Here is a 23,927-nt window from a genome sequence, read left to right as displayed (position 1 = left end):
GCTCCTGTGAACGGCCCGTCTTGGGACAGCTCAAGGAGCGAGGAGTGCTCACCGAGGCCGGGTTCGAGGCTCAAGAGAGCCGCATCCTCGAATCGTGAAAAGAGGCCCCGCAGTTCGGGGTTGCGGCTGTGGCTCGCTCGGCGTCGCGTTCTGACGGCCGAACGGAGCCGACCCTTGACGTGGGCCTGACGAAACGCTCTACTGAATCAGTGGTCTAGACCACTGCTCTGGATCATGCACCTGGTTGTGGCGGGTTTTATCACCTACTCCCCACTAGGAACACGATGAGCCTCCTGCGATTGTTGTCCCGCGGCGTGCTTGCCATGGCTGTCGGCCTGGTCGCCACCATCTCGGTGGCGGCCGACCCGGTGGCCGCGCAGAGCGCGTCGAATCCCAGCCCCCTCACCATCCCGGCGCTGCAAGAGTGGATCGGTGGCACCGGCTCGTTCACCTTCACCGACGCCACCCGGATCGTCTGGTCCGCCGACGACGCGCCGGCCCTGGCGTCGACCAGTGCGGTCTTCGCCGGCGACCTACGGGACCTGACCGGCCGGCCGGTCACCAGGCGTGTCGGCACCAGCGCCGACCTGCGGGCCGGTGACATCTTCCTGTCGCTCGGCTCGACCGACAGCGCGCTCGGCGACGAGGGTTACGCGCTCTCCATCACCGACAAGATCACCATCAGCGCCCGCGACGATCGCGGTGCCTTCTACGGCACCCGGACCGTCCTGCAGCTGCTCAAGCAGGGAACCTCGATCCCGCGGGGCTCCGCGCGGGACTGGCCGCTCAAGCCCGAGCGCGGTCTGATGGTGGACAACGGCCGCAAGTACTTCACTCCGCAGTGGCTGCGGGATCACGTGAAGGAACTGGCCTATCTGAAGATGAACTACTTCCATCTGCATCTGTCGGACGACAAGGGCTTCCGGATCGAGAGCACGTCGCACCCCGAGATCGTCTCGCCGGAGCACCTGACCAAGCAGGAGGTCAGGGACCTGATCGCGCTCGCGGCGAAGTACAAGATCACGATCGTGCCGGAGATCGACGCGCCGGGCCACATGGCTCCGATCATGGCCGCCCACCCCGAGCTGAAGCTGGTCAGCAATACCGGTGCGGCACACGGGTCGTACATCGACCTGAGCAAGCCCGAGTCGTACGCGCTGATCAAGGACCTGTACGACGAGTACCTGCCGCTGTTCCCCGGCCCGTTCTTCCACATCGGCGCCGACGAATACCAGGTCGATTACAGCTCCTACCCGCAGCTCGAGCAGTACGCCAAGGCGACCTACGGCGCGAACGCCACCGGCAAGGACGCCTACCTCGGCTTCATCGACTGGGCCAACGGGATCGTCCGCGGGGCCGGCAAGACCACCCGCGCTTGGAACGACGGCATCGGCGGCGGCGTCGCGGTCACCGTCGACGCCAATGTCATCCTCGAGTTCTGGTACAACATCGGCAAATCACCGCAGACACACATCGACAACGGGCACCTGATCTCCAATGAGAGTTGGACTCCCACGTACTACGTGCTCCATGCCGGTGGCCAAAGCGGCCCGGCCGGCCAGTGGGGCTACGACACGTGGAACCCCGACCTGTTCCAAGGCAACCAGACCATTGGCGAGGCGTCGAAGTCGAAGAACCTCGGCTCGAAGATCCACGTCTGGTGCGACAACCCCGACGTGGCGACCGAGGAACGCATCGCCTCCGACATCAAGCAGGGGCTGCGGATGCTGGCCCAGCAGACCTGGGGCTCGCCGAAGCCGGTGACGCCCTGGTCGAATTTCGTCTCGGTGATCAACACGATCGGCCGCAACCCCGCCTGGCCGTCCGCCACCCAGGCGGGCAACCTCGCCGCGGGTAAGCCGGTGACCGTCTCCAGCACCGAGACCGCGAACTTCCCCGGGGTGAACGCCGTGGACAGCGAGTACGGAACACGCTGGTCCAGCGGCTACACCGACAACGAGTGGATCACCGTCGACCTCGGATCGCGGCAGCAGATCGGCCGGGTCAAGCTGTACTGGGAGAAGGCGTACGCCACGGGCTACCGGATCCAGGTCTCCGACGACGCCACCACGTGGACCACGATTCAGACCACGACCACGGGTGACGGAGGCACCGACGACCTGACCGGTCTGTCCGGCTCCGGCCGCTACGTCCGCATGGAGGGCACGGCGCGGGCGACGACGTGGGGCATCTCGCTGTACGAGTTCGAGGTCTACGCGCCGACCAAGGTCTAGGGCCCGGGCCCAGGCCCTAGAGGCAACGCCGTTCGGTCAGGGCGGGACTGGGCGGCGCCAAGGGTCGGCTGTGAGCATGTTGATGCAGGTGGTCGCCTTGTCGGTGGCCCGGTCGACGGCGGGTCCGCGTGCGTTGTACTTGGAGATCGCTCGTTTGACGATGCGATCTTCGGTGCGGACCCGCCGTTCCGCTCCATGACGGCTCCCGACCGGCGCACACGGATCAGGCCGCGACCCTGGCCGGGCCCGGGCCCCCAACCGCACGACGGCATCCGGCAGCACACCGCAACGTTCCCGACGCCAGGGTCCCGAATCGTCCTTGCCGATCAGCCGGTTCCGTCGGAGCGCCTGAGAAGGTGCGTCAAGGGCACGCCGGTATCGGCGAGTTCCTTTGCGTCGACTGCTCGGCCGGAGGTGACGAGGTCGCGGATCGGGTCGGTGACGTCCCAGACGTTGACGTTCATCCCTGCCAGCACCCGGCCCTCGGCGAGCCAGAACGCGATGAATTCCCGGGTGTCCCTCCGGCCGCGGAAGACGACCTGGTCGTAGGCGTCGGGCTCGACGTAGCCGGTGTACTCCATGCCCAGGTCGTACTGGTCGGTGAAGAAGTACGGCACGCGGTCGTATGTCACGTCCTGGCCGAGCATCGCCTTGGCCGCGACCTGGGGCTGGTTCACGGCGTTGGCCCAGTGCTCGACACGGATGTGCTTGCCGAACAACGGGTGAAAGGCGCCTGCGACGTCCCCTGCGGCGTAGATGTCCGGGTGCGAGGTGCGCAGGTCGGCGTCGACGCGGATGCCGTTGTCGACCTCCAGGCCGGCAGCGTCGGCGAGCTGGGTGTTGGGGGTGATGCCGACCCCGACGATGACCGCGTCGGCAGTGATGCGGCTGCCATCGGCCAGCAGCACACCGTTTGCCCGGCCGCCGTTCCCCGTGATCTCGGCGACCTGTTCACCGAAGCGCAGGTCGACCCCGTGATCGGTGTGCAGGTCGGCGAAGATCTGGGAGACCTCGCGGCCCAGCACGCGCAGCAGCGGCAGCTCCGCCATCTCCAGCACGGTGACCTCCACGCCGGCCGCGCGGGCGGCGGCCGCTGTCTCCAGACCAATCCAGCCCGCGCCGATCACCACGACGCGGGACGCGGACTCGAAGGATTCCTTGATGCGGTCGCTGTCGGCGAGTCGGCGCAGGTAATGGACGCTGTCGAGGTCGGCTCCGGGCACTGGCAGTCGGCGAGGTGAAGAGCCGGTGGTCAGGAGCAGCTTCGCGTAGCCGATGCGGCTGCCGTCGGCGAGCGTCACCTCGTGGGCGGCCGGGTCGATCGCGGTGACAGTGGTGCCCAGTCGCAGGTCGACATCGTGCTCGGCGTACCACTGGGGAGGATGGACGTAGACGCTGTCGCGCTCGTCCTTGCCCAGCAGATAGCCCTTCGAGAGCGGCGGGCGTTCGTAGGGGCGCTCGTTTTCCTCTCCGAGCAGCACGATCGGGCCGTCGAACCCCTCTTCCCGGAGGGTCTGGGCTGCCCTCGCACCGGCCAGGCCGGCTCCGACGATCACGAATGCTGTGTTCGCGGCCATGTTCTCTCCTCTGCTGTGTTGACTGGGCCGGCAGGCGGATGGTGGTCCGCTCTCTGCCGGCATCGCACGTGGCCAGGCCATCGTCGTCGATAGCCCTGCACTGTCAGCGGTTGATTTGTTCCCGGTGTGTCTGTCGCTGCCGAAGAGCATCAACCGCACCGGCGTGGGGTGGCTCTGGAGGCGTGTGCGGAGCAAGTGGGCTTCCGATCGACGCCCACAGGTCGCGGAGCTGGACCGGGTGACCGCGGCGCCGTGGTCGGTCTCGGTGACGGTGGCGGCGCAGCCGTCGAGGTGCGCAGGGTGGTGGTGTGGTGTTCGCCGGTGTGAGTGAGGGTGCGGGTGGTGTCGGGGTCGAGGTGGAGTTGGGCAAAGAAGGAGAACGGGGCGACGTATGAGGACCACGTTGGACGGCCACCGCTTCGTCTTCTCCACGCCCATGCGGGCGTCCGGCCGATCGACCTGCTGCGGCTTGGCCTGTCCACGCCGTCCCGCGTGCGCCACCGCGTCATCCGTACGTGTGTCCCGCCCGTGTGGGCCCACGCTGTCGGGTGCGTACGGTCATAACGTTCCGATATGCCATCGCCGTCCCGAATGACCTCTGCCTCGTCCGGATCCCTCGATCGTGTACACGTGCTGTGGTTGCGTCGGGATCTGCGGCTGGCCGATCACCCGGCGCTGCACGCCGCGGCCGGAACCGGCTTCCCCGGCACCGGCTCCGGCGAGCCCGCGCGGGTGTTGCCGCTGTTCGTCCTGGACCCGGTGCTGTGGGACGCCTCCGGACCCGCACGCCGGGCGCACCTGATCGGCTCGCTGCGCGCACTGGACGCGGATCTGCGCGAGCTCGGCGGGCACCTGGTGATCCGTGCGGGCGATCCGACCCGCGAACTGCCCGCGCTCGTGCGCGAGGTCGGCGCCGCCGAGGTGCACGTCACCGCCGACTTCGGCCCCTACGGGCGCAAGCGCGACGCGGCCGTGGCGGCGGCCCTGGACGTGCCGTTTCGGGCCACCGGGTCACCGTACGCGGTGGCGCCGGGACGGGTGCACAAGGCCGACGGGTCGCCGTATCGGGTGTTCACCCCGTTCCTGCGCGCGTGGCTCGAACACGGCTCGCGGGACCCGCTGCCTCGCCCGACCGACCTCGCGTGGGCGCGGGCCGACTCGGTGGACTCGCCCGCCGCGCCCGCGCCAGAGGGGGTGCGACTGCCCGAGGCGGGCGAGCGAGCCGCGCGCGCGACCTGGGACACGTTCCGCGCGCACGGCCTGGACCGCTATCGCGAACTGCGCGACCGGGCCGACCTGGCCGGCACCTCGCGGCTCTCGGTCCACCTGAAGTTCGGCGAGATCCACCCCCGTACGCTGCTGGCCGGCCGCGTCGACGAGACGTTCCGCAGCGAGCTGATCTGGCGGGAGTTCTACGGCGACGTGCTGTGGCACCGACCGGAAACCGCGCGGGAGTACCTGAACCGGGACATGGCCGACATGCGCTACGACCGAGGGCCGGACGCGGACGCGCTGTTCGACGCGTGGCGCGCGGGCCGGACCGGCTTCCCGTTCGTGGACGCGGGGATGCGTCAACTGCTCACCGAGGGCTGGATGCACAACCGGGCGCGGATGGTGGTCGCGTCCTTCCTGGTCAAGGACCTGCACCAGGAGTGGACGCGCGGCGCGGCGCACTTCATGCGGCACCTGGTGGACGGCGATCTCGCCTCGAACAGCCACGGCTGGCAGTGGACCGCGGGCTGCGGAACCGACGCGTCGCCGTGGTTTCGGATCTTCAATCCGATCACCCAGGGCCGTAGGTTCGACCCCGAGGGGGACTACGTCCGGCGCTATGTGCCCGAGTTGCGCGGCATCGCCGGCAAGGCGGTGCACGAGCCGTGGCGAATCGGCGTCGAGGGCTACCCCGACCCGGTGGTCGACCACGCCGAGGAAAGACGCGTCGCACTCGACCGCTACGAGGCGATCCGGCGGTAGGGCGCCGGATCCGCGTACACGCGCCGGATCGGCACAGGAAGCACCACACGAACCGAAACGGCTGTGCCGCGTAGTTCGGGAGGGGCACGACGAGGCGCTCATGGTCCTGCACGACCCCGCCGGCCCTCGCCGCGCCGCAGGGAGGTTCGACCCGCGTGGGGTGCCCTCTCCGGGGAGGGCACCCCACGCGCTACGCCGACCGCTCTCCAAACCGACCGACAAACGCTCTCCGCTCTGACCTACGTAGCCACCTCGCGGACCCGTTCGTCATGGCCCTCACCGCGGTCGCGACCCGTTTCACCGGCCCCGTGGCCCGGACGAGATCATGCCCGGTTCACATCTGCCAGGCTCAAGTATGAGCTCGGATCTGCTTCACCGGATGGCCCAGCCTGTCTGCCAGTGCTGTCAGCTCGTCCTCGCTGAACCAGGGACGTTCGGGGTTCCAAATGGCGATCTCGAACCGGGCGAAGCCACAAGGCCAGTCGTAATCCAGTGCGTCCAGCGTGGTTGACCCTCCGCAGCACGGGGCCTCGATCGCGAGGGTGGTGAAGCCATCGTCGCAGTGGGCATCAAGGAGGTCGCCCCACCACTCCGTGTCGATGGACGCCCGACACAGGGGACAGCCGATCCTCTCCAGGTTGCCCCCGCAGTCCACGACGGTCACTGCGTCGTGCCACGTCACGTCGATGTCCACATCCACGCCGTCGGCGGCTCCGGGAGCGAGTTCCTCGACGAGCGAGACGACGCGGTCAACCGCATCGCGTTCCGGCCGCCACTGCGGATCCGTCGGAATGATCGACAGGACGTCATCGCTCATGGCTCCCCCACCTGGTCAGTCACAGTGACATCGCGACGCGATGCTATCGAGCACGCCTTCCGGCGCCGCACCCTCCCGAACCGCGGCCGCCGACACGGCCGGCGAGTGTCGGCTCGATCGTAGAAATCGTTCAGGCCGTCGGAAGATGCCTGCGGCCGTACGGTCTGGGTTGGCGGCCGCAGCTCGGTCATCAGCGCCTGAATCATGATCATTCACGACCGCACGTGCCCTCTGTATCCGGCGGGTTGGTTCCGGGAGGCCGTGGCGGCAATCGGGTTGCTCGCCCAGGAGTCGCCACCACCCGAGGCGGAGTGGTCCGATCGGGCGACCGTTGGGCGAGTTCGCCGCGCGTGACGCGGGTTCGGGTCCAAGGTCGTGTGTGTGCGTTCCGAGGAGAGCCGCACCGACACCCCGACCCCGAGGAGACAACCGTCATGGCAACGATCCCCAACGGCACCTACGGAATCGTCAAACCCGGCGAGCAGAACCTGACGCTTTCCGAGGCGAAGGCCCCCGTGGTCGTCCTCCCGCCGACCGGTCAGCCCGGCGAACAGGAGTGGCACGTCCAGAGCCTCTCCGACGGCAACGTCACCATCAAGAACCTGCGGCACGACACGTACCTCAGCTACGACGGCGTTCCCGAAGTCAACAAGATGCTCCGCGGCTCCTCGCAGGAGACCCCATGGCAGCTGCGACAGTCCGCGCAGCCGCACACGTTCCACATCGTCGTACCCGGCGGCCCGGTCGACGGCGTCGAACTGGCGGCCGACCTCAGCCTGCTGCGGATCTTCCCGCCGATGACGGCGCTGCGGCCCCTACAGCCCCAGGAACTCAACCAGGCCTGGCACTTCCAGTTCCACGAGTAGGCCACCCGACGGCCGCCGCCCCACCCCGCCGGCGGGGTGGGGCGGCGATCGTCGGCGGGCCTTGGGTGGCCCTTTCCGGGCCCGGTGGTGCCGCTCGAACTCCGCCCGTCCGCACCGTCCGCACCGTCCGCAGCGCTGGGAGCCGGGCCGAACTCCACGCCTGATACGTGGAGTTCGGCCCGCACGCCCGCTTCCCGAACGCTCGGTGCCTCGTAGACATGAGCAAGCGCGTTGCCTGGGCCCGGGCCGGGGCTGTCGAGTGTTCGTGGTGCCGAACCCGGCGCCCGGGTCAGGTGACGGTGATGGTGAGGGGTTCGGCGAGTTTGGTGTACTCGTTGTTGTACAGGTACCAAGCCGCGTAGCTGCCCGGCGCCAGGCCGGCGGTGGGGACGCGCGCGTCGCGCTCGTCGACCGCCAGTGTCTTGCCCGGCGGTGGCGATGTGCTCGGGTTCGTCGAACCACGACCGGTGTCGGCGGGGCAGTGGAGGGCGCTGCGGCCGTCGTCTTGCGTTGCGCGCGGTGATGCCCGTGCGGGGGCTCAGCGCGAACGCGGGTTGTTCGGGACTTCCGGGGTGGGCCGTACCGGAGGCTGCCGGGCCTGGTCAGTGGTGGAAGCCGCCGCGGTTCGCTTCCTGCGGGCGGCCGTCGTCGAGTTGCTTGATGGCGCGGCGCATGTCGTCGGCGAGGAGTTCGATCTCGTCGCGGTCGATGCCGTGGCGGACGAGTACGCGCTGGATGACGGTCTCCTGGCGGTCGGGCGGCAGCGGGTAGGAGGGCACCTGCCAGCCGCGCATCCGGAGCAGGTCGGAGAGTTCGTACAGGCTCCACCCGACCGAGTCGGGATCGGTCAGGGTGTAGGAGACGGCCGGCAGCGCTCCCGCCCCGTCGTAGAGCAGGGTGAAAGGGCCCATGTCGGCGATCTGCCGGGCGAGGTGCTGGGCCGTGTGTGCGCACGCCTCGTAGACCCGCCGGTACCCCTCCCGGCCCAGGCGCAGGAACAAGTAGTACTGGGCGATGACTTGCCCGCCGGGGCGAGAGAAGTTCAGGGCGAGGGTGGGCATGTCGCCGCCGAGGTAGCTGACGTGGAAGACCAGGTCGGCGGGCAGGGCGGCGTCGTCGCGCCACAGGGCCCAGCCGACGCCGAGCGGGGCCATGCCGTACTTGTGGCCCGAGGAGTTGATCGAGGCAACGCGCGGCACCCGGAAGTCCCATGACAGGTCGGGGTGCAGGAAGGGGGCGATGAACCCGCCGGACGCCGCGTCCACGTGCACGGGGATGTCGAGGCCGGTTTCCGCCTGGATCCGGTCGAGTTCGGCCGCGATCTCGGCGACCGGCTCGTACGTGCAGGTGTAGGTGACGCCGAGAATCGCCACGACGCCGATGGTGTTCTCATCGACGTAGTCGCGCAGTTGGTGCGGTTCGAGGCCGGTCGCCCCGGGTTCGACCGGGACTTGGCGCAGTTCGACGTCGAAGTAGCGGGCGAACTTCTCCCAGCACACCTGTACCGGCCCGCACACCAGGTTGGGCCGGTCGGTCGGCAGGCCCGCGTCGCGCCGGCGGTTGCGCCAGCGCCATTTCAGCGCGAGGCCGCAGAGCATGGCGGCCTCGCTGGAACCGGTGGTCGAGCAGCCTACGGCGTTGCCGCCGCCGGCAGGCGCGTGCCACAGGTTCGCGAGGATGTTGACGCACCGCGACTCGATCTCGGCGGTCTGCGGGTACTCGTCCTTGTCGACGATGTTCTTGCCGAGGCACAGGTCCAGGAGGTGCCGCACTTCGTCGTCCGCCCAGGTGGTGCAGAACGTGGCGAGGTTCTGCGCGGCGTTGCCGTCCAGGAGCAGCTCGTTGCGCAGCACCTGGAAGACGATGTTCGGGGGCGTCGGGAGTTCGGGCATGGCCCGCTTGGACAAGGGGCGCTCGCTCAGCGGGGAAGCGAAGACGTCGTCGGCCGGGTCACCGGCTTGTTCCTTGGCCTTGTGCAGAGCCATCAGAGAAACCTCTCATATTGCCTTATTTGCATGCTTTTCCGAACAATACGGGTGAATGCCGATGCTCGACAGTGGGCGTACTCCGCCCGGGGTTGGCGGGTACGCGCCGCCCAGACGCCGGACGGAGCGCGCTCGTCCGGTCGACTGCATCAGCCGAGGCCGCCACGCGGAGGGAGGTTTCGCGGCCATACCGCCCGCGTGAGCCGGCCGCGCCCCGCTCCCGCCGCCGGGGCCGGGCCGGCCGGGCACCATGCCGCGCCCCCGCAGGCCGCAGCGACGGATCGACAGGACGGGCGTTTCGCCCGGCTTCCGGTCCTGCCCGAGGTTCTAGGCTCGGCCCGTGAGGCAACCCGAGCAGCGCGCCGAGGGCGCGGGACCGTTCACCACCCGGCTCACCTGGCACGTTCCCGGCGGCGGCACCGCCGTGTGGGAGTCCCGGCTCGCGCGGCGGCGCGGCGTGATCGCCGTCCGTCCCCTTGGTGCGGCGGCCGCTCGGCACACCCGAGCGGACGCCGTTGCCATCACCCGGCTGCGCAGACTCAACCCCATCGCCGCGATCGCCTTCGTCATCGGCGGGGCGCTCTTCGCGGCCGGCGCGGCCGTGTCCCAGTTCGGCTCCGGCGATGCCACCGAGTGCGCCTCGATCTACCTCGCGGGCGGCCTGTTCTTCAACACCGGCGGGTATGTCTCACTGCTCCAGGTGATCAACGCGCCCCGCCACGTCGGCGGCGGCGAAGGCCGGCTGGTCACCCGCCCCTGGCGGTGGTGGAGTTACGAGCCGATCCGGGTGGACTGGCTGGGCACGTTCGTCCTCTTCGCGGGCACACTCGTCTTCGCCGTCGACCTGCTGGACTCCTTCCTGCAGGGTCTGAACGTCCACCAGGTCAACCGGCTGATCTGGGTGCCCGACGTGATCGGCTGTGCCCTCTTCCTGGTCTCCGGCCACCTGGGCTTCGTCGAGATCTGCCATGGCCGGCCCTGCGTCCGCCCGCACGACCTCGGCTGGTGGATCGTCGCCGTCAACCAACTCGGCTCTGTCCTGTTCATGGTCTCGGCGCTCGCCGCCTACACCCGCCCCGCCACCGACAGCCCGGCCAACATCGACATCGCCAACTGGGGCACCCTCACCGGCGCCCTGTGCTTCTCCCTCGCCGGCCTCCTCCAACTCGGCGAACACCCATAGGCTCGCAGCGGCCGTTCCTGCGGTCCTCCAGGCTCCGTAATCCGGCGGACGTCGCGGAGTTCGTCTCGGAACGCCGATTACTCACCTGCGAAGCCCTTCCCTGCCCTCGGAGCTCTCGGATCGCGCGTAACTGAGCGTTGGGTCGGGGCCGGAGGTTCGGAGGGGTTGAGCGGCGTGGTGAGTTCCGTTCTCACCGCGCTGGGCCGGTCTCTGGTCTTGTGGTGTGGGCGGCGTGGGCGTAGCGGGCGGCGAGGTCCCCGAATGCGGTGGCCAGTTGGGGCGGTCCGATGACCTCGATATCGGTGTCGAAGCGGCCGATGGCGGCGGCGAGTCCGGTCCATGACCAGGAGCCGAGGGTGAGCCGGCAGTGGTGGGGGCCGAGTTCCTCGACGATTCCGTCCTGGGCGAAGGACGCGACATCGGCGGCCGGGAGGTGGAGGATGACTTCGCCTCGGCAGGGCCAGTCGGTGGTGGTGCCGTCGTTGCCGCGGAATCGGCTGGTGACGAAGGTGGAGACGTTGCCGCCGGGAAGTTCGCGCCGGGCGAAGTGGGGGCCGGTGGGTGTGCGGGGCCGGATGCGGTCGACGCGGAAGGTACGCCAGTCCTCGCGGTGGAGGTCCCAGGCCACCAGGTACCAGCGATGACGCCAGGCGACCAGGTGGTGGGGTTGTACGCGGCGGGTGTCATCGGCCGAGGTGCTCGGGCCCGGGGTGTAGTCGAAGCACAGTTCCTCGCGGGCGTGGATGGCGCGGCTCAGGTCCATCAGGACCTGAGCGTCGACCCGAGGGGTGTCGCCGGTCGCCGCGGGCGGTTGGACGGCGGTGATGTGCAACAGGTCGACGCGGTGGCGCAGGCGGGGCGGCATGACCTGGCGGAGGGTGGCCAGCGCGCGGGAAGCGTCTTCGGCGACGGCGGTGCCGGCGGCCGCGGTCTGCAGCGCGACGGCCAGGGCGACGGCCTGCTCGTCGTCGAACAGCATGGGCGGCAGGTGAGTGCCGGCCTCCAGGCGGTAGCCGCCGGCCGGTCCTTTGACGGTCGTGATCGGGTAGTCGAGTTCGCGCAGGCGGTCGATGTCACGGCGCACGGTGCGCGAGGTGATGCCGAGACGCTCGGCGAGATCATCGCCGGACCAGTCACGGGGCGTTTGAAGCAGCGAGAGCAGCGCGAGCAACCGGGCGGAAGTCTTATACATGACACCACATATTTCCTGGAGTACCGGACAGAACCTGTCCTCTACCTCTGCCATCGTGGCATACGAGCCGTTCGGGAGGCATGACCCCTGGTCACGGCAGCCGCCGCTCGGCATCGACGGCCGACGGCGCACATTTGTCACATCAAGGCAAGGAGCAGGTCATGTCCGTCACGACCACCACTCACCTGAACTTCCGGGGTACCGCACGTGAGGCGCTGGACTTCTACCAGTCCGTCTTCGGCGGACGTACTGTCGCAGTCACCTACAAGGACGCGGGCGCCGTGCGGAACGAGAGCGAGGCGGACTGGGTGATGTGGGGCGAGGTGGTCGGCGGCAACGGCTTCCACGTCATGGCCTACGACGTGCCCTCGCATCTGCCCTGGAACCAGGGCGAGAACTCGTTCTTCGTCTCCGTGCGTGGCGACGACGTCGAGGAGACCGGCGCCCTGTGGGGCAAGCTCGCCGAGGGCTCGACCATCGTGAGTCCGCTGGAGCCCGCGCAGTGGGCGCCGCTGTACGGCATGCTCACCGACCGATTCGGCGTCACCTGGGTCCTGGACGTCACCGCTCCGTACAACGGCTGAACCAACCGACCGACCTGACTTGCCTACGCCGTCCGGGCCGCCGCAGCCACACGGGCGGCCCGGACGGCGCGGGCACCGAACGCGTACAGCAGCGGAAGGAAACGGGTCACCGTGAGGACGCGGAAGCGCGTGCGCATGATCCACCGGGCGCTTGACGTTCCGGTGTGTCGCGCAGAGCCAGGAAGGTCCGCGAGCCGACGCTGGTCTCGACGTCGCGCTCAGGACGCTGCTTCACTCCAGCGATCGAGCGTCTCACTCGTGCCGTCGTAGGTCAGCCAGGTCCCGTCGCCGAGCGGGCGTACGTAGCGGTCGGCAGGGCCGGTGGGGTACATGGGGCTCCCGCGTACGTCCAGGGTCCGGGCGTCCAGGAGCCAGTGCCGGACGGCACGTTCCGAGTCCTCATCGGCGTCGATCGTCGTGGCGATGACGGTGTCGGCGTCGACGAAGCCGCAGCCGTGGTCCCACCAGGGTGAGTCCTCGCCGTCGGCCGCCTCGGGCACCCCCTCGGCGAGCACGGCGCCATCCAGCGCGTGCAGTTGCAGGTCGGCTCCATAGTGCTCGACCGTCAGGAAGCCCGCGTGCCCCGCATGGACGTCCGTCAGGATGCGGTCCATGCCCTCGTTCAGATCCCAACTGGTCAGCTTCTCGCCGTCCCAGCGCGCCCAGTAGAGCAGGATGCCGTCCTGGCCCATACCGATGCAGAGGCCGACGTGGATCCCGTCCGGATGGGAGACGTGGTGTGAGCCGGCGGCCGCGCTCTCCAGCGGCAGCCGGGCCAGTTCCCGTCCGTTCCGGGCGTCCAGGACTACCCAGCACTCATGCCAGTCCTCCCCGTCTCGGTCATGTCCCCCGACCACGACGTGCGCCCAGACGAGTCGGCCGTCGTCGGAGACGTGGCAGGACCCATGTTCGAGGCCGCGGCACACCTCCTGCTCGTCCCCTGTGTGCGTGTGACCGACCAGGGGCCCCCAGCAGCTGTGCCGGTACTCCCACAGTGTCTCGCCGCCCTCGCTCACGGCCCGCACCGCGCGCTGGCCGGAGAACACCGCGAACGACGCGTCGGGACTCACCGAATCGACACCGCGGTCCCACCCCGGCCACGGAAGGGGGAAGAAAGCAGTCGGCGCGAACTCCCCTGCGAAGAGCTCATCCAGGTCGTACGCCTCCAGCTCGTGCCCGTTCCGGAGAAGCACGCGGTGCGACCCGTTCCCACGGCTGTCCAAGGCGTAGCCGTTGACCAGGGCATCACCACCCGACAGCCTCACCGAGTTGCGCAGTTGTGCAGTGATCGACATGCCCGGAAGCTAGCGAACCCCACTGACTCGTTCGCGGCCGGGCGCTCAGGCGCCGGTCGGCGTCGACGCCGGAGAGGTCGATGTGCCGGCGGCCAAACAGCTTTGCGCCGCCACCATGGTCGGCCGCGGTGGGAGCAGTCCGGTCGGGCATGCAGCCGACGGAGTCCCGGACCGCGCACCAGGCGTCGCGCTCCGTTCCGGGACCGTCGGGCTGGGTCCGTCTTTTCGCCGTCGGGCTTCGCCTTGTGCGGCCTGACCGGGGCGTCGCCTTGCGGCCCGGGCGGGTGGGGCTGGTCAGTTGGTGCAGCCGGGGACGGCCCCGGGGGGTCGGCAGTTGTCGGGTGTGTTGCCGGAAACGAAGCTGCTCACCAGGTTGACCGTGCTGCCGGGATTCTCGAAGATGCCGCCGGCTTCGAGCACGGCGCTGTTGCCCGTCACAAGGCTGCCGGTAAGAGTCGCGGTGCCCGTGCCGTTGTAGAGCCCCCCGCCCTGGGAGCCTGCAGCCGTGACCTTGTTGTTCGAGAGGCTGGTGGAGTTGAGGCCGAGTGTGGCGTAGTTGCGGATCCCGCCGCCCTCGTTCTCCGCGGTGTTGCCGCTGATGGAGCTGAAGTTGACGGTCATGGAGCCGACGAGATTGAAGAGGCCGCCGCCGATGCCGGCGGTGTTCTTCTGCACGCTGCTGCTACTGATCGTCGCGGTGCCGGTGTTGTAGACACCGCCCCCCACGCCTCCCATGAGCGTCGCGGAGTTGTTGCGCACGACGCTGGACTGCAGGTTCAGGGTGCCGAGGTTGTGAATGCCGCTGCCGTGGTGGGCATTGTTGTCCGACACGATGCTGGAGCGGGCCGTGACGCTGCCGCCGAGGTTGTAGAGGCCGCCACCGCCGAAGAAGGCGACGTTGCCGCTGACGACGGTGCTTGAGATCGTGGTGCTGCTTCCGCCGAGGGAAGCGATGGCGCCACCCTCCTGAGCCGTGTTGCCGGCCAGGTTGCTGCTGCTGACGGCCAGGACGCGGCCGGCGTTGACCAGGATGGCACCGCCGTCCTCGCTGCCGAGGACGGCGGGGTTGCCGTTGCGCAGGGTGATCCTGTTGAGGGTGAGCTCGCCGTCCGTGCCGCCGACCTCGAACATGCGGAACTTCGGGGTGAGGGGCGCGGCGGCGCGTTCGATGACGGAGTTGGCGCCGTTGATGGTGATGGGCTCGGTGATCACCGGTAGCCCGTTCGGTCCGCTGCCGCCGACCGGGGGCTCAACCGTATCGAGGGAGTAGACGCAGTTCGGGGCCAGATCGATGGTGCCGCCGCCCGCCAGATTGGCCGCGTCGATGGCGTCCACGAGGGCCGCCTCGTCACAGGTGATCGGTGCGGCGTGGGCCGGGGCGGGGATCGTGGCAAGCCCGAGGGCCAGCCCGACCGCGGTGAGCACGCTGCCCGCCTTGGGTGCGAATCGCACAACAGGCTCCTTGTGCTGTCGGGGAGCCCGGTTGGATCCCGCTGCGATCAGGATCTCCAGGGCGCGGGGGTCTCGCCTTCTGGGAGCGGCGAGGGGGTGAAACCGGTCTCTACGCTTCCCACCACTGCACGACGCGCGGTGACCAGCCAGGCGCGGGAGTCGAACCACACGCCCTCGCCGGTGTCATGGGCGTCGAGCGTGGCCGGCAGCCGGCCGAAGGCACGAGCCGTCGCCGCAGCGTCCAGGTCGGCGACCAGATCCTCGACCATCCGCAGATTGGACAGGGCGTCGCGGGCGCGGGCCGCGTCCGGACCGTAATAGATCGGCTCGCGAACCTCGGTGATCTCGATCGCAGTGAAGCCGGCAGCGGTCAGCACGCCGGCCGCGACGGTCGGATCCGCCAGCGAGAAGGCACCATCGCCGAGTCCGGCCGGCGCCATCCCACCACCGGCCAACGCATGTCGGATCGCACCGAACCACTCCTGGCGGTCCTCGGCCTGCCATACCAGCTGCACCAGCCGCGCCCCCGGCCGCAACGCCCACCCGATGTTGGCGAACGCCGCGACCGGGTCGGTGAAGAACATCGTGCCGAACCGGCTGATCCCCAAGGTGAAGCCTCCCGGCGCGAAGGGGTGGACCTGGGCATCGGCCCGTTCGAAGGCGACGTTGCGGATTCCCCCCTTCTCGCTCAGCCGGCGGGCACGGTCCACCATCGGGCCGGACAGGTCCACGCCGAGTGCACTTCCAAACGGCGCGGATCCGGCGGCGTCTCGCGTGGTCTGTCCGGTGCCGCAGCCGATGTCGAGCACGCGATCAGCGGTCCGGACGCCGGCAGCCGCTCGCAGCCGCACGTTGTAGCGGCTCAGTTCGGCGTCGTAGTCGAACACCTCAATCGCCTCCCGGACTCGCTGGGCCGTCGCGGAGTACGCCGCGTACCGCGTCGAGCCGTACACCCGGTTCGAACTCCGGCAGCCACCAGGTCGCGCCGGCCGCGGCGTACGGCAGCGGATCGGCGTCGAGGGGCAGGCTGATGGCGATCTCGTACGGTCCGGTCACGCCCGCTCGGAGTTCGGTGAGGGTGGCGACGACCTCGGCGAGCTGGTCCGGGTGCTCGAGATTGGCCGGGAAGAAGCCATCGAGCCGGGCGGCTCGGCGGATCGGCTTGACGTTGCCCGGGAATCCGGCGGGCCACACCGCTCGCCGCCGAACCGATCGCTGGGGGCGGCCTTCGTCCATGTGCCGCGCCTGGGCCGATGTGAAGTCGTCTCACACCGGCCCCGGCAGGTCGTGTCCGGTGAGTCCCTCTGGTTTCGTCACGTGGTCGGCCGGGCTTCGGAGACTGATTCGGAGACTGAAAGGATCGCTGAAATCGCGGTGTCCCAGAGCTCCGGCGGCGGCATCTGGTGCCCCATGCCCGTGAGCGGGACGAGCCGTGCTCCCGGGATCTCCCGTGCCAGCGCCTCGCCGTGCCCGTACGGGAGTAGCGGGTCCGCGGTGCCGTGCAGCACCAGCGTGGGCGCCGTGATCTCGCCGAGGCGGGCGCGGACGGGCTCGCCGCCGTCGAGCCGCCAGTGGTTCTGCGCCGACGCCAGGGCCGGGCCGCGGTCCCAGGCGCGGCCGACGACGCGGCGCACCCGCTCCTCGTCGACGGGGATGGTGCCCGCGAAAGTGCGCTCGCCGTCGGTGTAGTACGCGATGACCGCCTCGCGGTCGGACCAGTCGGGCGCCTCGTCGCCACCCTCGGCGAACTTCTCCGCCAGTTCCTCGCTCATCGGCGGCAGGTCGGGGCGGCCCGGGCCGCCGGGCCCGCCCGGGCTGGTGGCGATGAGCGTCAGGGAGGCGACCCGGTCGGGGTGGTGTACGGCCAGGTGCTGGGCGATGCCGCCGCCCATGGAGACGCCGACGATGTGGGCGGCCGCGACGCCGAGTTCGTCGAGCAGGCCGACGGCGTCGTCGAGCAGGGCGTCGCTTCCGTACGGCGGCTCGCCGGGCGGGAAGGTTGTGGAGCGGCCGGTGTCCCGGGTGTCGTACCGGATGACGTGCCGCCCGCCGGCGGCGAGGCGCTCGCAGAACTCGTCGTCCCACCAGTCCATCGACGCCTCGGCGCCACCGATGAGCAACAGGGCGGGTGCGGCCGGGTCGCCGAAGGTCTGAGCGCAGAGCTCGATGCCGTTGATCTCGAGAAGTCGCTCGCCGTGTGATTGCTGAGGGGTCATGTCCAGCACGCTAGAGCCCGTGACTCCATCGTGAAAAGCGATGATTTTCGATCGATTCGATCGCTCATGCCAATGATCGTCGCTACGCTGAAACGTGTGACCGACGTCGAGTTGCGCCATCTGGCGGCGATGGCCGCCATCGCCGAGGAGGGCTCGTTCGGTCGGGCGGCCGCCCGTCTCGGCATGCCATGGCGGTTGTGCGTCGAAGGCCAGGCCGGCCCTGCCGCAGTGCGTTCCCGGAGCTGTATCCAGCCCGCACTGTGATCGAGGCTGCCTTCCATCCGCTGGGCGCCGCTGATCGTGACCGGGCCAGAAGTCTGACGCTCTGGGTGACGGCGACGTTGGTCAGGAAGCCGTGTTCGGTTGCGGCGCCTGCTTCGGTGCCCGCCATGCGGGATTCTTCCGGACGCCGACCTGTTCCAGTTCGAGCGCGTCTCCGGTTTCGCTGCGCACTTCGACGTGGACCGGGACGCCGGTTTCGTGATCGACGTAGTGCAGCGGCGCCGTGCCGTCCTGCAGGTGCTTGTCGCCCCACTGCATCAGGGCCACGATCACCGGGAACAGGTCGCGACCCATGTCGGTGAGCACGTATTCGTCGCGGGTGCGGCCGCCGTCCTCCCGGTAGGGACGCTTGGCGAGCAGGCCGGCCTCGGTCAGGCGCCGCAACTGCTGGGCGGCGGCGCGGTCGGTGATGCCGATACGACCGGCGAAGCCGCTGAACCGGGTCGTGCCGTAGCAGGCCTCGCGCAGGATCAGCAGCGCGGAGCGGGTTCCGACCACCTCCAGCGCCTTGACCAGTGAGCAGTGGTCGGTCTTCCACGCGCCGAGATCGGCCAGCGCGCCCTCCATGACAACCGGCATGGGGTCCATGGTACCCGCTTCAGCTTGATCCTTGTATAGCCAGACCCCCCTGCCTATACTCGCGGATAGTTAGAGCTCTGCCTCCTGCTCCGGGAGTGGGAAGCAGGCCGCTGCCTTCGACCGGCTATCCGGTACAAATCGCAAGGGGATTCCCATGGCCACGCAGACCACACCAGCCACCGAGGGCGTGCGACAGGACCCCGGTAGACCGTCGGCGATCACGTTCGTCGTGTGCTCCGCGGCGTTCGTCGCGATGCTCGACGTGTTCGTGGTCAACGTCGCCTTCACCGACATCGGCGCCGAATTCGACGCGCGGCTCGCGGACCTGAGCTGGGTCCTCAACGCCTATGCCATCGTCTACGCGGCGCTGCTGGTCCCGGCCGGGCGCCTCGCGGACCGGTACGGCCGCAAACCGGCGTTCCTCGCCGGACTGGCCTTGTTCACCGCTGCGAGCGCCGCCTGCGCCTTGGCGCCCCAGTTGTGGTGGCTGGTGTTCTTCCGCGGGATACAGGCGGTCGGCGCGGCCGTGCTCACCCCGGCCGGCCTCGGGCTGCTGCTCACCGTGCTGCCGGCGGAGCGCCGGACCGGAGCGGTCAGGATCTGGGCCACCACCAGCTCGTTCGCGGCCGCGGTCGGCCCGGTGGTCGGCGGCGGCCTGGTGGAACTGTCCTGGCGCTGGGTGTTCCTGATCAACATCCCGGTCGGCGTGGCGGCGTTCGCGGCGGCCCGCCATGTGCTCCCCGACCTGCGTGACGACTCGGCCGTGCGCATGCCGGACCCGCTCGGCACGGCGGCGCTGGTCGTCGCCTTCGGCGCGGTCTCACTGGGCCTGGTCAAGGGCCAGGAGTGGGCGTGGACCGGGGCGGCGACCGTCGGCACCTTCGCCGTCGCCGCCGCCGGTATCGCGGTGTTCGTCGTTCGGATCCTGAGTCACCCGGCACCGGTCGTGGATCCGGCCCTGTTCCGGACACCGGCGTTCGTCTGGGCCAACATCACGGTATTGCTGTTCTGCACCGCCTTCGGCGCGGTCTTCCCGTCCGTGGTGCTGTGGCTGCAAGGTCCCGCCGGCTACTCCACCCTGGTCACCGGCCTGGCCATTGCCCCGGGCCCGCTGATGGTGCCGCTGTTCGCGGCCGTCGGCCAGCGCCTGGCCACGCGCGTTCCGGCCGGAGCCCTGGTGGCGGCGGGGAACCTGCTGTTCGCCGGCGGCGCCTTGATGCTGGCCGCCGGTGCGTCCCCCGATACCCGGTACGCGACGCAGATCCTGCCGGGATGGCTCGTCATCGGCGTCGGCATCGGCCTGGCCATGCCCGTCATGCTCTCCCAGGCCACCGCCCAACTGCCCGGCGCCCAGGCCGCCACCGGCAGCGCCGTGGTCAACACCAGCCGCCAGCTCGGCTATGTCCTCGGCGTCGCCATCCTGGTCGCCGTCCTCGGCACGGCCGGCACCGCACACGATCCGACGCACACCTTCCAACACGCCTGGTGGTTCATCGCCGCCACCGCCGCCGGGTCCGCCGCCACCGCCTTCGGCATCACCGGCCGCACCCGGAGCTGATCACCGTGACCACCGTGGTTGCGTCCAATACCGTGCACCTGCGCTCTTGGCGCGCGGACGACATCGACAGGCTCGGCCAGGCCGTGGCCGGCATCTCGCAGGACACACTCGCCCTGCGGTTCGGCGTGCCGTACACCACGATCCCCGACTGGTACCTGGCTCGGATCACCGAGGGCTGGGCGCGGCGCACTTGGAACGCGTACGTGGCCGAGAGCGGAGGCCGCATCGTGGGCTGGGCGGAGTACGGACTGAACAGCGATCCCCGCCACGCCGATGTCGCCGCCCTGGTCTGCGACCGGTACCAGGGAAACGGCCTCGGCACGCGGTTGGTCAAGGAAGTCGCGCCGCCGGCCCAGGCGGCCACGGTGCGTGTGTTACACGCCCAGATCCAGGTCGGGAACCAGGCCGCGCGCAAGGCACTGTGCGCGGCGTTGCCGGACCTGCGGTACACGGGACTGCAGGACGGACAGTGGCACTACGTCATGTACCTGCCGGAGGCCTCGTACTGAACGAAGCCCGGGTTGCCCCGCTACCAAGTCGGCTGGTCCGGATCCACCGGCAGGGGACCGTCCAGGCCGGTGTGGCGGTCGTCTCGCGGGCGTTGCCGATCAGGAGGGCGGCGTCGTCTGAGGGGTCGGTGGATGTTGTGGCCGAGGTGGTGGCTGCGGGGCGTCGGGTAGGCGCGCGGGAGCGATCGCCTCGGCGGTGGGGTGGCGAAGGGTCGGTGGCGTGGGAGCGTAGTGCGGTGGCCGGAACTGCGTTGCGGCCATGCGGTGTTCGCGTTCGGTTTGGAAGCCGGTGATGCGTGCGATCACGGCGACGAGCAGGCCTGCGGAGATGGTCAGGATCAGGTAGCCGCAGGCAAGCGCGATGTCCGCGGTGCGGGATGCCTCGGCATGGGCGATCGGGTCGAACGTGTCGCTGGAGATGTCCGGCTCGCCGTCGGGGCGGACGTAGCGGACGTAGGCGTACAGCGGGACCACGCTTACGAAGGTGGCCCACCAGGCCCACACCAGGGGGAGCCCGCCGCGCGTGGAAGCCTCGGGGTGGGGTGGATGTGGGTCACTGGCGCGCCAGATGTCCCGGGTGATCAGCATGGGGAACCACAGGTTGACCACCGGGCAGAACCAACCGCCGATCGACCAGCCGGGGGACAACGTCCGAGTCCGGCGGTCGGGATACGTGTCGATGTTGGCGCGCGCGTGGTGGAACCAGATCAGGAACACCACGATCAGGGCGAGGTAGGGGATCGCGCTCAGGCGCCACAGGAGGGTCACCGCCTCGCCGGTGTTGTGGGGATCGCCTCCGGGCGTCCGGTCCCGTGCGATGTCGTCCCACTGGAAGGCGCGTTCGAGGAGCCAGATGCCGTCGAACACCGAGAGGGCGGCGTGGACTCCCAGGAGGACGTACAGGGCGATCGCGAGCCCTCGCAACGGGCGCGGGTGGGGCACCGGATGGGGCCAGGCCGGGCGAGCCCAGGCCGGGTGGGGCCAAGGGTGGGTCGGCGGCGGCAGGTGGGCCGGCGGAGCGACGTCGGATCCCGCGCCCCAAGGGCCGCGGGTGTCCTGCGCGGGAGGCGGGACGATGCTCCGGACAACGCAGTCGGTGCAGCGGCCGGGCGTGCTGGAGGGCCCGCCACACGTTGAGCACAGCACTGTTCTCGGTCCCCCGTCGATGATCGCGGGGTGGTCGCGTGTGTCCTCGCGTCGCCGATTCCCGCCGGCCTCGTGTCGTGTACGGGCCGCCACGGACATCATGTCGTGGAACATCGTTCCACGCCACGGGGGTTCGTCGTTGTGCCCGTCGTGGTCCGGCGTCTCCCCGGGGCGGGTCCGGTTGGGCGCTGGTCTACTTCTCCGGCTTGCCGGAAGGTTCGCCGGATTTGTTTCTCTTCTCCTTGGTCTTGGTGTCGCTTCCCGGCTCCTTGTTCGAGCCTCGGGTCGGGGACTCGTCACCGGCGGGTGAGGAGATCTGGTTGTCGACGGCGGGGGTTGTTTCCCGGGGTGGAGCGGGAGCGGTCGCACGTGTGGGTAACGCCGAGGATGTCGGCGTGGAGGCCGTCGTCGGGGTCGCGGTGGGTGGGGTCGCGGGCTGCGTGGAAGGCGGGAGGGGCGCGGTGGTCGGTGCGGGGCGGCTGTTGCCCGCGTCCGGGGCGGCGTGGTTGTCGAGGACCGCCATGGTCGCCCCGGTCGCGCCCAGGATGATGCCGGCGACCACAGCCGTGGCCGGCAGGCGATGTCGTCTCCGCCGCACCACCTCGGTATCGGATGCGACCGGAGGAGTCGAGTCCGAGGTCGACGGAGGGACCCCGTCGACGGACGCGTGGCGGGTCGCGACTTCCGGTTGGCGCGGCGCGCCGGACGTGGGCGTGGACGATGACGCGGCGGCTTCGAGCAGGCGGACGCACTCGGCGGCGCCGGGCCTGGCGGCGGGATCGGTTCGCGTCATCGCCTCGATCACAAAGGCGAGTTCGCCGGGCACGTAGGACGGGATGCACGGCGAGCGCAGCGAGCGAGCCAGGGCGGCCTCGAGGGAGGCTCCCGGATATTCGCGTTCGCCCTTCAGCGCCTCCAGCAGGACCAGGCCGAGGGCGTGGACGTCGCACGCGGGCCCGGAACCCTGACCGAGGATCTGTTCGGGCGCGAGGTAGGGGATGGTGCCGACGATCGTGCCGGGTGTGGAGCGGGTGGGTTCGTCGACGAGACGCGAGATCCCGAAATCCGCCAAGTACGGGACGTCGTTGGGGCCGATCAGGACGTTGGACGGCTTCACGTCCCGATGCACGATGCCGGCCGCGTGTACGTGTTCCAACGCCGAGGCCAGTCGCGCGCCGAGCCTCGCCACGCGGTCGCCCGTCAGGGGGCCGTCCAGCACGTGCTCCCGCAGGGTGACGCCCCTGACCAGGCGCATCACCACATACGTGCAACTCTCGTGCCAACCGACATCGTGCACCGTGACGAGGGAAGGATGCGTCAACCGGCCCAGCAACACCGCCTCCTGGCAGAACCGTTCCGCCGTCACGGCACACGCGCCGGGTCGGAAGATCTTGACCGCGACCTCCCGCCGCAGTCGCAGATCGACGGCCCGGAAGACGTCGGCGGTACCGCCCGCGCCCAGCAGTTGCCCCAGGCGATAGCGACCGTCGAGGATGCCGCCGCTACGCGGAAGGGGACGCCGTATGCGGCGCGGCAATGCCGTCATGCAGTCTCCCCGGCCCGGTCCCGACAATGCCCGGGTCCTTACCCACCCTTCGCGCCCACATGCCGAAGTGCGACCCGAATGACGAGAACTACGCGTGCGCTGCTGGACAAAAGGCGTACTGCCGCGTAGAACCGGATCGATCGTACGCCTCGGCGCTTTCATCGTCGGCCGGTAGTCGGACGGCGCGTTGCAACCGCGGCGACAACCTCGCTCACTTCGCGGCCCTGGGCCCCGCCCGGGCGGTCGGCCTGGACATCGCGGAGGACTGCGTCACCCAGGCCCGGGGGTCCGGTCGGCGCCCGTTCCGTGCCTCGCGCGGACCGTCGGCAAGGCGGGCGGGAGGCAACTGGCCCGCCCGGGTATTCATTTCGGTGACGGAACAAGTACATGGAGTTACGATGTCGGTACCAGTGCGACGCGCAGGAGGTGTCGTGGCGTCAGGCAGAGCCGATCAGCTGGTCGTCCATCGTCATGGCTCGTCCCCAAGGAGTGTTCGTGAAGCTCTCCCCCCGTCCTCTTCGAGTCGTCCTGGTGGCAGCGTCAAGCGCCCTCACCGCGCTGACCGTGATGGCGTTCCCTGGTCCGGCCCACGCCGAGGCCGGGCGTGGGCCGGAAGTGCGCCAGGCGGATGCGGCCTCCACCCCGTGCGGCTTCTTCCGGTACAAGGTCCGCGAGTCCGAGTTCGCCGCGTACAACCACTGCGGTGAGACGACGGTGCGGGTCCACGTCGACGTCAGAGGGGGCGGCAGCGGGAACGACTACCACCTCTGCGTCAGCCCCGGCCCCACGCAGCTCCCGGGCGCGGGTCCGAACTATCTCAACGCGTACTACATCGGCGGCGCCGGCTGCCGAAGCGGAGATCGCACCGGGCACACACCCCACTGATTCGCGCCCCCCGCTCCTGGCACGGACAGCACCGACTCCGAACGCTC

Annotated in this window: 21 protein-coding genes; 9 read left to right on the top strand and 12 right to left on the bottom strand. The window is 69.7% G+C overall.

Going from position 1 to position 23,927, the window contains the following annotated elements; translation table 11 throughout:
• Positions 1-284: 284 nt before the first annotated feature.
• Positions 285-2,234, top strand: a complete 1,950-nt coding sequence (locus OG928_RS44845) for a family 20 glycosylhydrolase (protein WP_331767779.1) — start codon at positions 285-287, stop codon at positions 2,232-2,234.
• Positions 2,235-2,560: 326 nt separating this feature from the next.
• Here the strand turns inward: OG928_RS44845 and OG928_RS44840 are convergent, their stop codons facing one another.
• Positions 2,561-3,811 carry an FAD-dependent oxidoreductase gene (locus OG928_RS44840; protein WP_331767778.1) on the bottom strand — a complete coding sequence of 417 codons (1,251 nt, stop codon included), beginning with the start codon at positions 3,809-3,811 and terminating at the stop codon, positions 2,561-2,563.
• Positions 3,812-4,402: 591 nt separating this feature from the next.
• On the opposite strand from OG928_RS44840, the gene OG928_RS44835 reads away from it, so the two are divergent.
• The gene (locus OG928_RS44835; RefSeq protein WP_331767777.1) at positions 4,403-5,785 is read left to right on the top strand and encodes a deoxyribodipyrimidine photo-lyase; all 1,383 of its coding nucleotides are present in this window, start codon (positions 4,403-4,405) and stop codon (positions 5,783-5,785) included.
• A gap of 349 nt (positions 5,786-6,134) precedes the next feature.
• Here OG928_RS44835 and OG928_RS44830 read toward each other — a convergent pair whose 3' ends face one another.
• Complete coding sequence (locus tag OG928_RS44830; RefSeq protein ID WP_331767776.1) at positions 6,135-6,602, bottom strand: hypothetical protein; 468 nt, start codon at positions 6,600-6,602, stop codon at positions 6,135-6,137.
• A gap of 434 nt (positions 6,603-7,036) precedes the next feature.
• Between OG928_RS44830 and OG928_RS44825 the strand changes: the two genes are divergently transcribed.
• Positions 7,037-7,468 carry a hypothetical protein gene (locus OG928_RS44825; protein WP_331767775.1) on the top strand — a complete coding sequence of 144 codons (432 nt, stop codon included), beginning with the start codon at positions 7,037-7,039 and terminating at the stop codon, positions 7,466-7,468.
• 602 nt (positions 7,469-8,070) lie between these two features.
• On the opposite strand, the gene OG928_RS44820 is transcribed toward OG928_RS44825, so the two are convergent.
• Entirely contained in the window at positions 8,071-9,453 is a 1,383-nt protein-coding gene (locus OG928_RS44820) for a glutamate decarboxylase (RefSeq protein WP_331767774.1), read from the bottom strand.
• A gap of 340 nt (positions 9,454-9,793) precedes the next feature.
• Here OG928_RS44820 and OG928_RS44815 point away from each other — a divergent pair, with 340 nt between their 5' ends.
• Positions 9,794-10,636, top strand: coding sequence for a hypothetical protein (locus OG928_RS44815; RefSeq protein WP_331767773.1), 843 nt, complete (start codon positions 9,794-9,796; stop codon positions 10,634-10,636).
• 190 nt (positions 10,637-10,826) lie between these two features.
• On the opposite strand, the gene OG928_RS44810 is transcribed toward OG928_RS44815, so the two are convergent.
• Positions 10,827-11,828: a WYL domain-containing protein gene (locus tag OG928_RS44810; protein WP_331767772.1), complete on the bottom strand. Its 1,002-nt coding sequence runs from the start codon at positions 11,826-11,828 to the stop codon at positions 10,827-10,829.
• A 161-nt stretch (positions 11,829-11,989) separates the two neighbouring features.
• On the opposite strand from OG928_RS44810, the gene OG928_RS44805 reads away from it, so the two are divergent.
• Entirely contained in the window at positions 11,990-12,412 is a 423-nt protein-coding gene (locus tag OG928_RS44805; protein ID WP_331767771.1) for a VOC family protein, read from the top strand.
• Between the two features lie 218 nt (positions 12,413-12,630).
• Here OG928_RS44805 and OG928_RS44800 read toward each other — a convergent pair whose 3' ends face one another.
• The 5 genes from OG928_RS44800 to OG928_RS44780 all read right to left on the bottom strand — a co-directional run bounded on the left by OG928_RS44800 (position 12,631) and on the right by OG928_RS44780 (position 17,375).
• Positions 12,631-13,707, bottom strand: a complete 1,077-nt coding sequence (locus OG928_RS44800) for a hypothetical protein (RefSeq protein ID WP_331767770.1) — start codon at positions 13,705-13,707, stop codon at positions 12,631-12,633.
• Between the two features lie 294 nt (positions 13,708-14,001).
• Positions 14,002-15,159 carry a hypothetical protein gene (locus OG928_RS44795; RefSeq protein WP_406291883.1) on the bottom strand — a complete coding sequence of 386 codons (1,158 nt, stop codon included), beginning with the start codon at positions 15,157-15,159 and terminating at the stop codon, positions 14,002-14,004.
• Between the two features lie 47 nt (positions 15,160-15,206).
• The gene (locus tag OG928_RS44790; protein ID WP_331767768.1) at positions 15,207-16,046 is read right to left on the bottom strand and encodes a class I SAM-dependent methyltransferase; all 840 of its coding nucleotides are present in this window, start codon (positions 16,044-16,046) and stop codon (positions 15,207-15,209) included.
• Between the two features lies 1 nt (position 16,047).
• A complete protein-coding gene (locus tag OG928_RS44785; RefSeq protein ID WP_331767767.1) occupies positions 16,048-16,395 on the bottom strand; it encodes a hypothetical protein in 348 nt (115 codons plus the stop codon).
• Positions 16,396-16,472: 77 nt separating this feature from the next.
• Positions 16,473-17,375 carry an alpha/beta fold hydrolase gene (locus OG928_RS44780; RefSeq protein ID WP_331767766.1) on the bottom strand — a complete coding sequence of 301 codons (903 nt, stop codon included), beginning with the start codon at positions 17,373-17,375 and terminating at the stop codon, positions 16,473-16,475.
• Positions 17,376-17,471: 96 nt separating this feature from the next.
• Here OG928_RS44780 and OG928_RS44775 point away from each other — a divergent pair, with 96 nt between their 5' ends.
• On the top strand, positions 17,472-17,639 hold the full coding sequence (locus OG928_RS44775; RefSeq protein ID WP_406292150.1) for a LysR family transcriptional regulator: 168 nt from the start codon (positions 17,472-17,474) through the stop codon (positions 17,637-17,639).
• 81 nt (positions 17,640-17,720) lie between these two features.
• Here OG928_RS44775 and OG928_RS44770 read toward each other — a convergent pair whose 3' ends face one another.
• Entirely contained in the window at positions 17,721-18,236 is a 516-nt protein-coding gene (locus tag OG928_RS44770) for a winged helix-turn-helix transcriptional regulator (RefSeq protein ID WP_406291880.1), read from the bottom strand.
• A 154-nt stretch (positions 18,237-18,390) separates the two neighbouring features.
• On the opposite strand from OG928_RS44770, the gene OG928_RS44765 reads away from it, so the two are divergent.
• Positions 18,391-19,794, top strand: coding sequence for an MFS transporter (locus OG928_RS44765; RefSeq protein ID WP_331767764.1), 1,404 nt, complete (start codon positions 18,391-18,393; stop codon positions 19,792-19,794).
• A gap of 5 nt (positions 19,795-19,799) precedes the next feature.
• A complete protein-coding gene (locus OG928_RS44760) occupies positions 19,800-20,303 on the top strand; it encodes a GNAT family N-acetyltransferase (RefSeq protein WP_331767763.1) in 504 nt (167 codons plus the stop codon).
• A 99-nt stretch (positions 20,304-20,402) separates the two neighbouring features.
• Here OG928_RS44760 and OG928_RS44755 read toward each other — a convergent pair whose 3' ends face one another.
• Positions 20,403-21,245 (bottom strand): DUF4328 domain-containing protein, encoded by an 843-nt coding sequence (locus OG928_RS44755; protein ID WP_331767762.1) that lies wholly within the window; start codon positions 21,243-21,245, stop codon positions 20,403-20,405.
• Between the two features lie 397 nt (positions 21,246-21,642).
• Entirely contained in the window at positions 21,643-22,995 is a 1,353-nt protein-coding gene (locus tag OG928_RS44750; protein WP_331767761.1) for a protein kinase domain-containing protein, read from the bottom strand.
• A 495-nt stretch (positions 22,996-23,490) separates the two neighbouring features.
• Here OG928_RS44750 and OG928_RS44745 point away from each other — a divergent pair, with 495 nt between their 5' ends.
• Positions 23,491-23,880, top strand: a complete 390-nt coding sequence (locus tag OG928_RS44745) for a DUF6355 family natural product biosynthesis protein (RefSeq protein ID WP_331767760.1) — start codon at positions 23,491-23,493, stop codon at positions 23,878-23,880.
• Positions 23,881-23,927: the final 47 nt, after the last annotated feature.

Origin of the sequence: Embleya sp. NBC_00896 (assembly GCF_045207785.1) — a bacterium.
Lineage (GTDB): Bacteria > Actinomycetota > Actinomycetes > Streptomycetales > Streptomycetaceae > Embleya.
The sequence above is the reverse complement of the archived record's forward strand: the minus strand, read 5'-3'. Positions and strand labels throughout refer to the sequence as shown.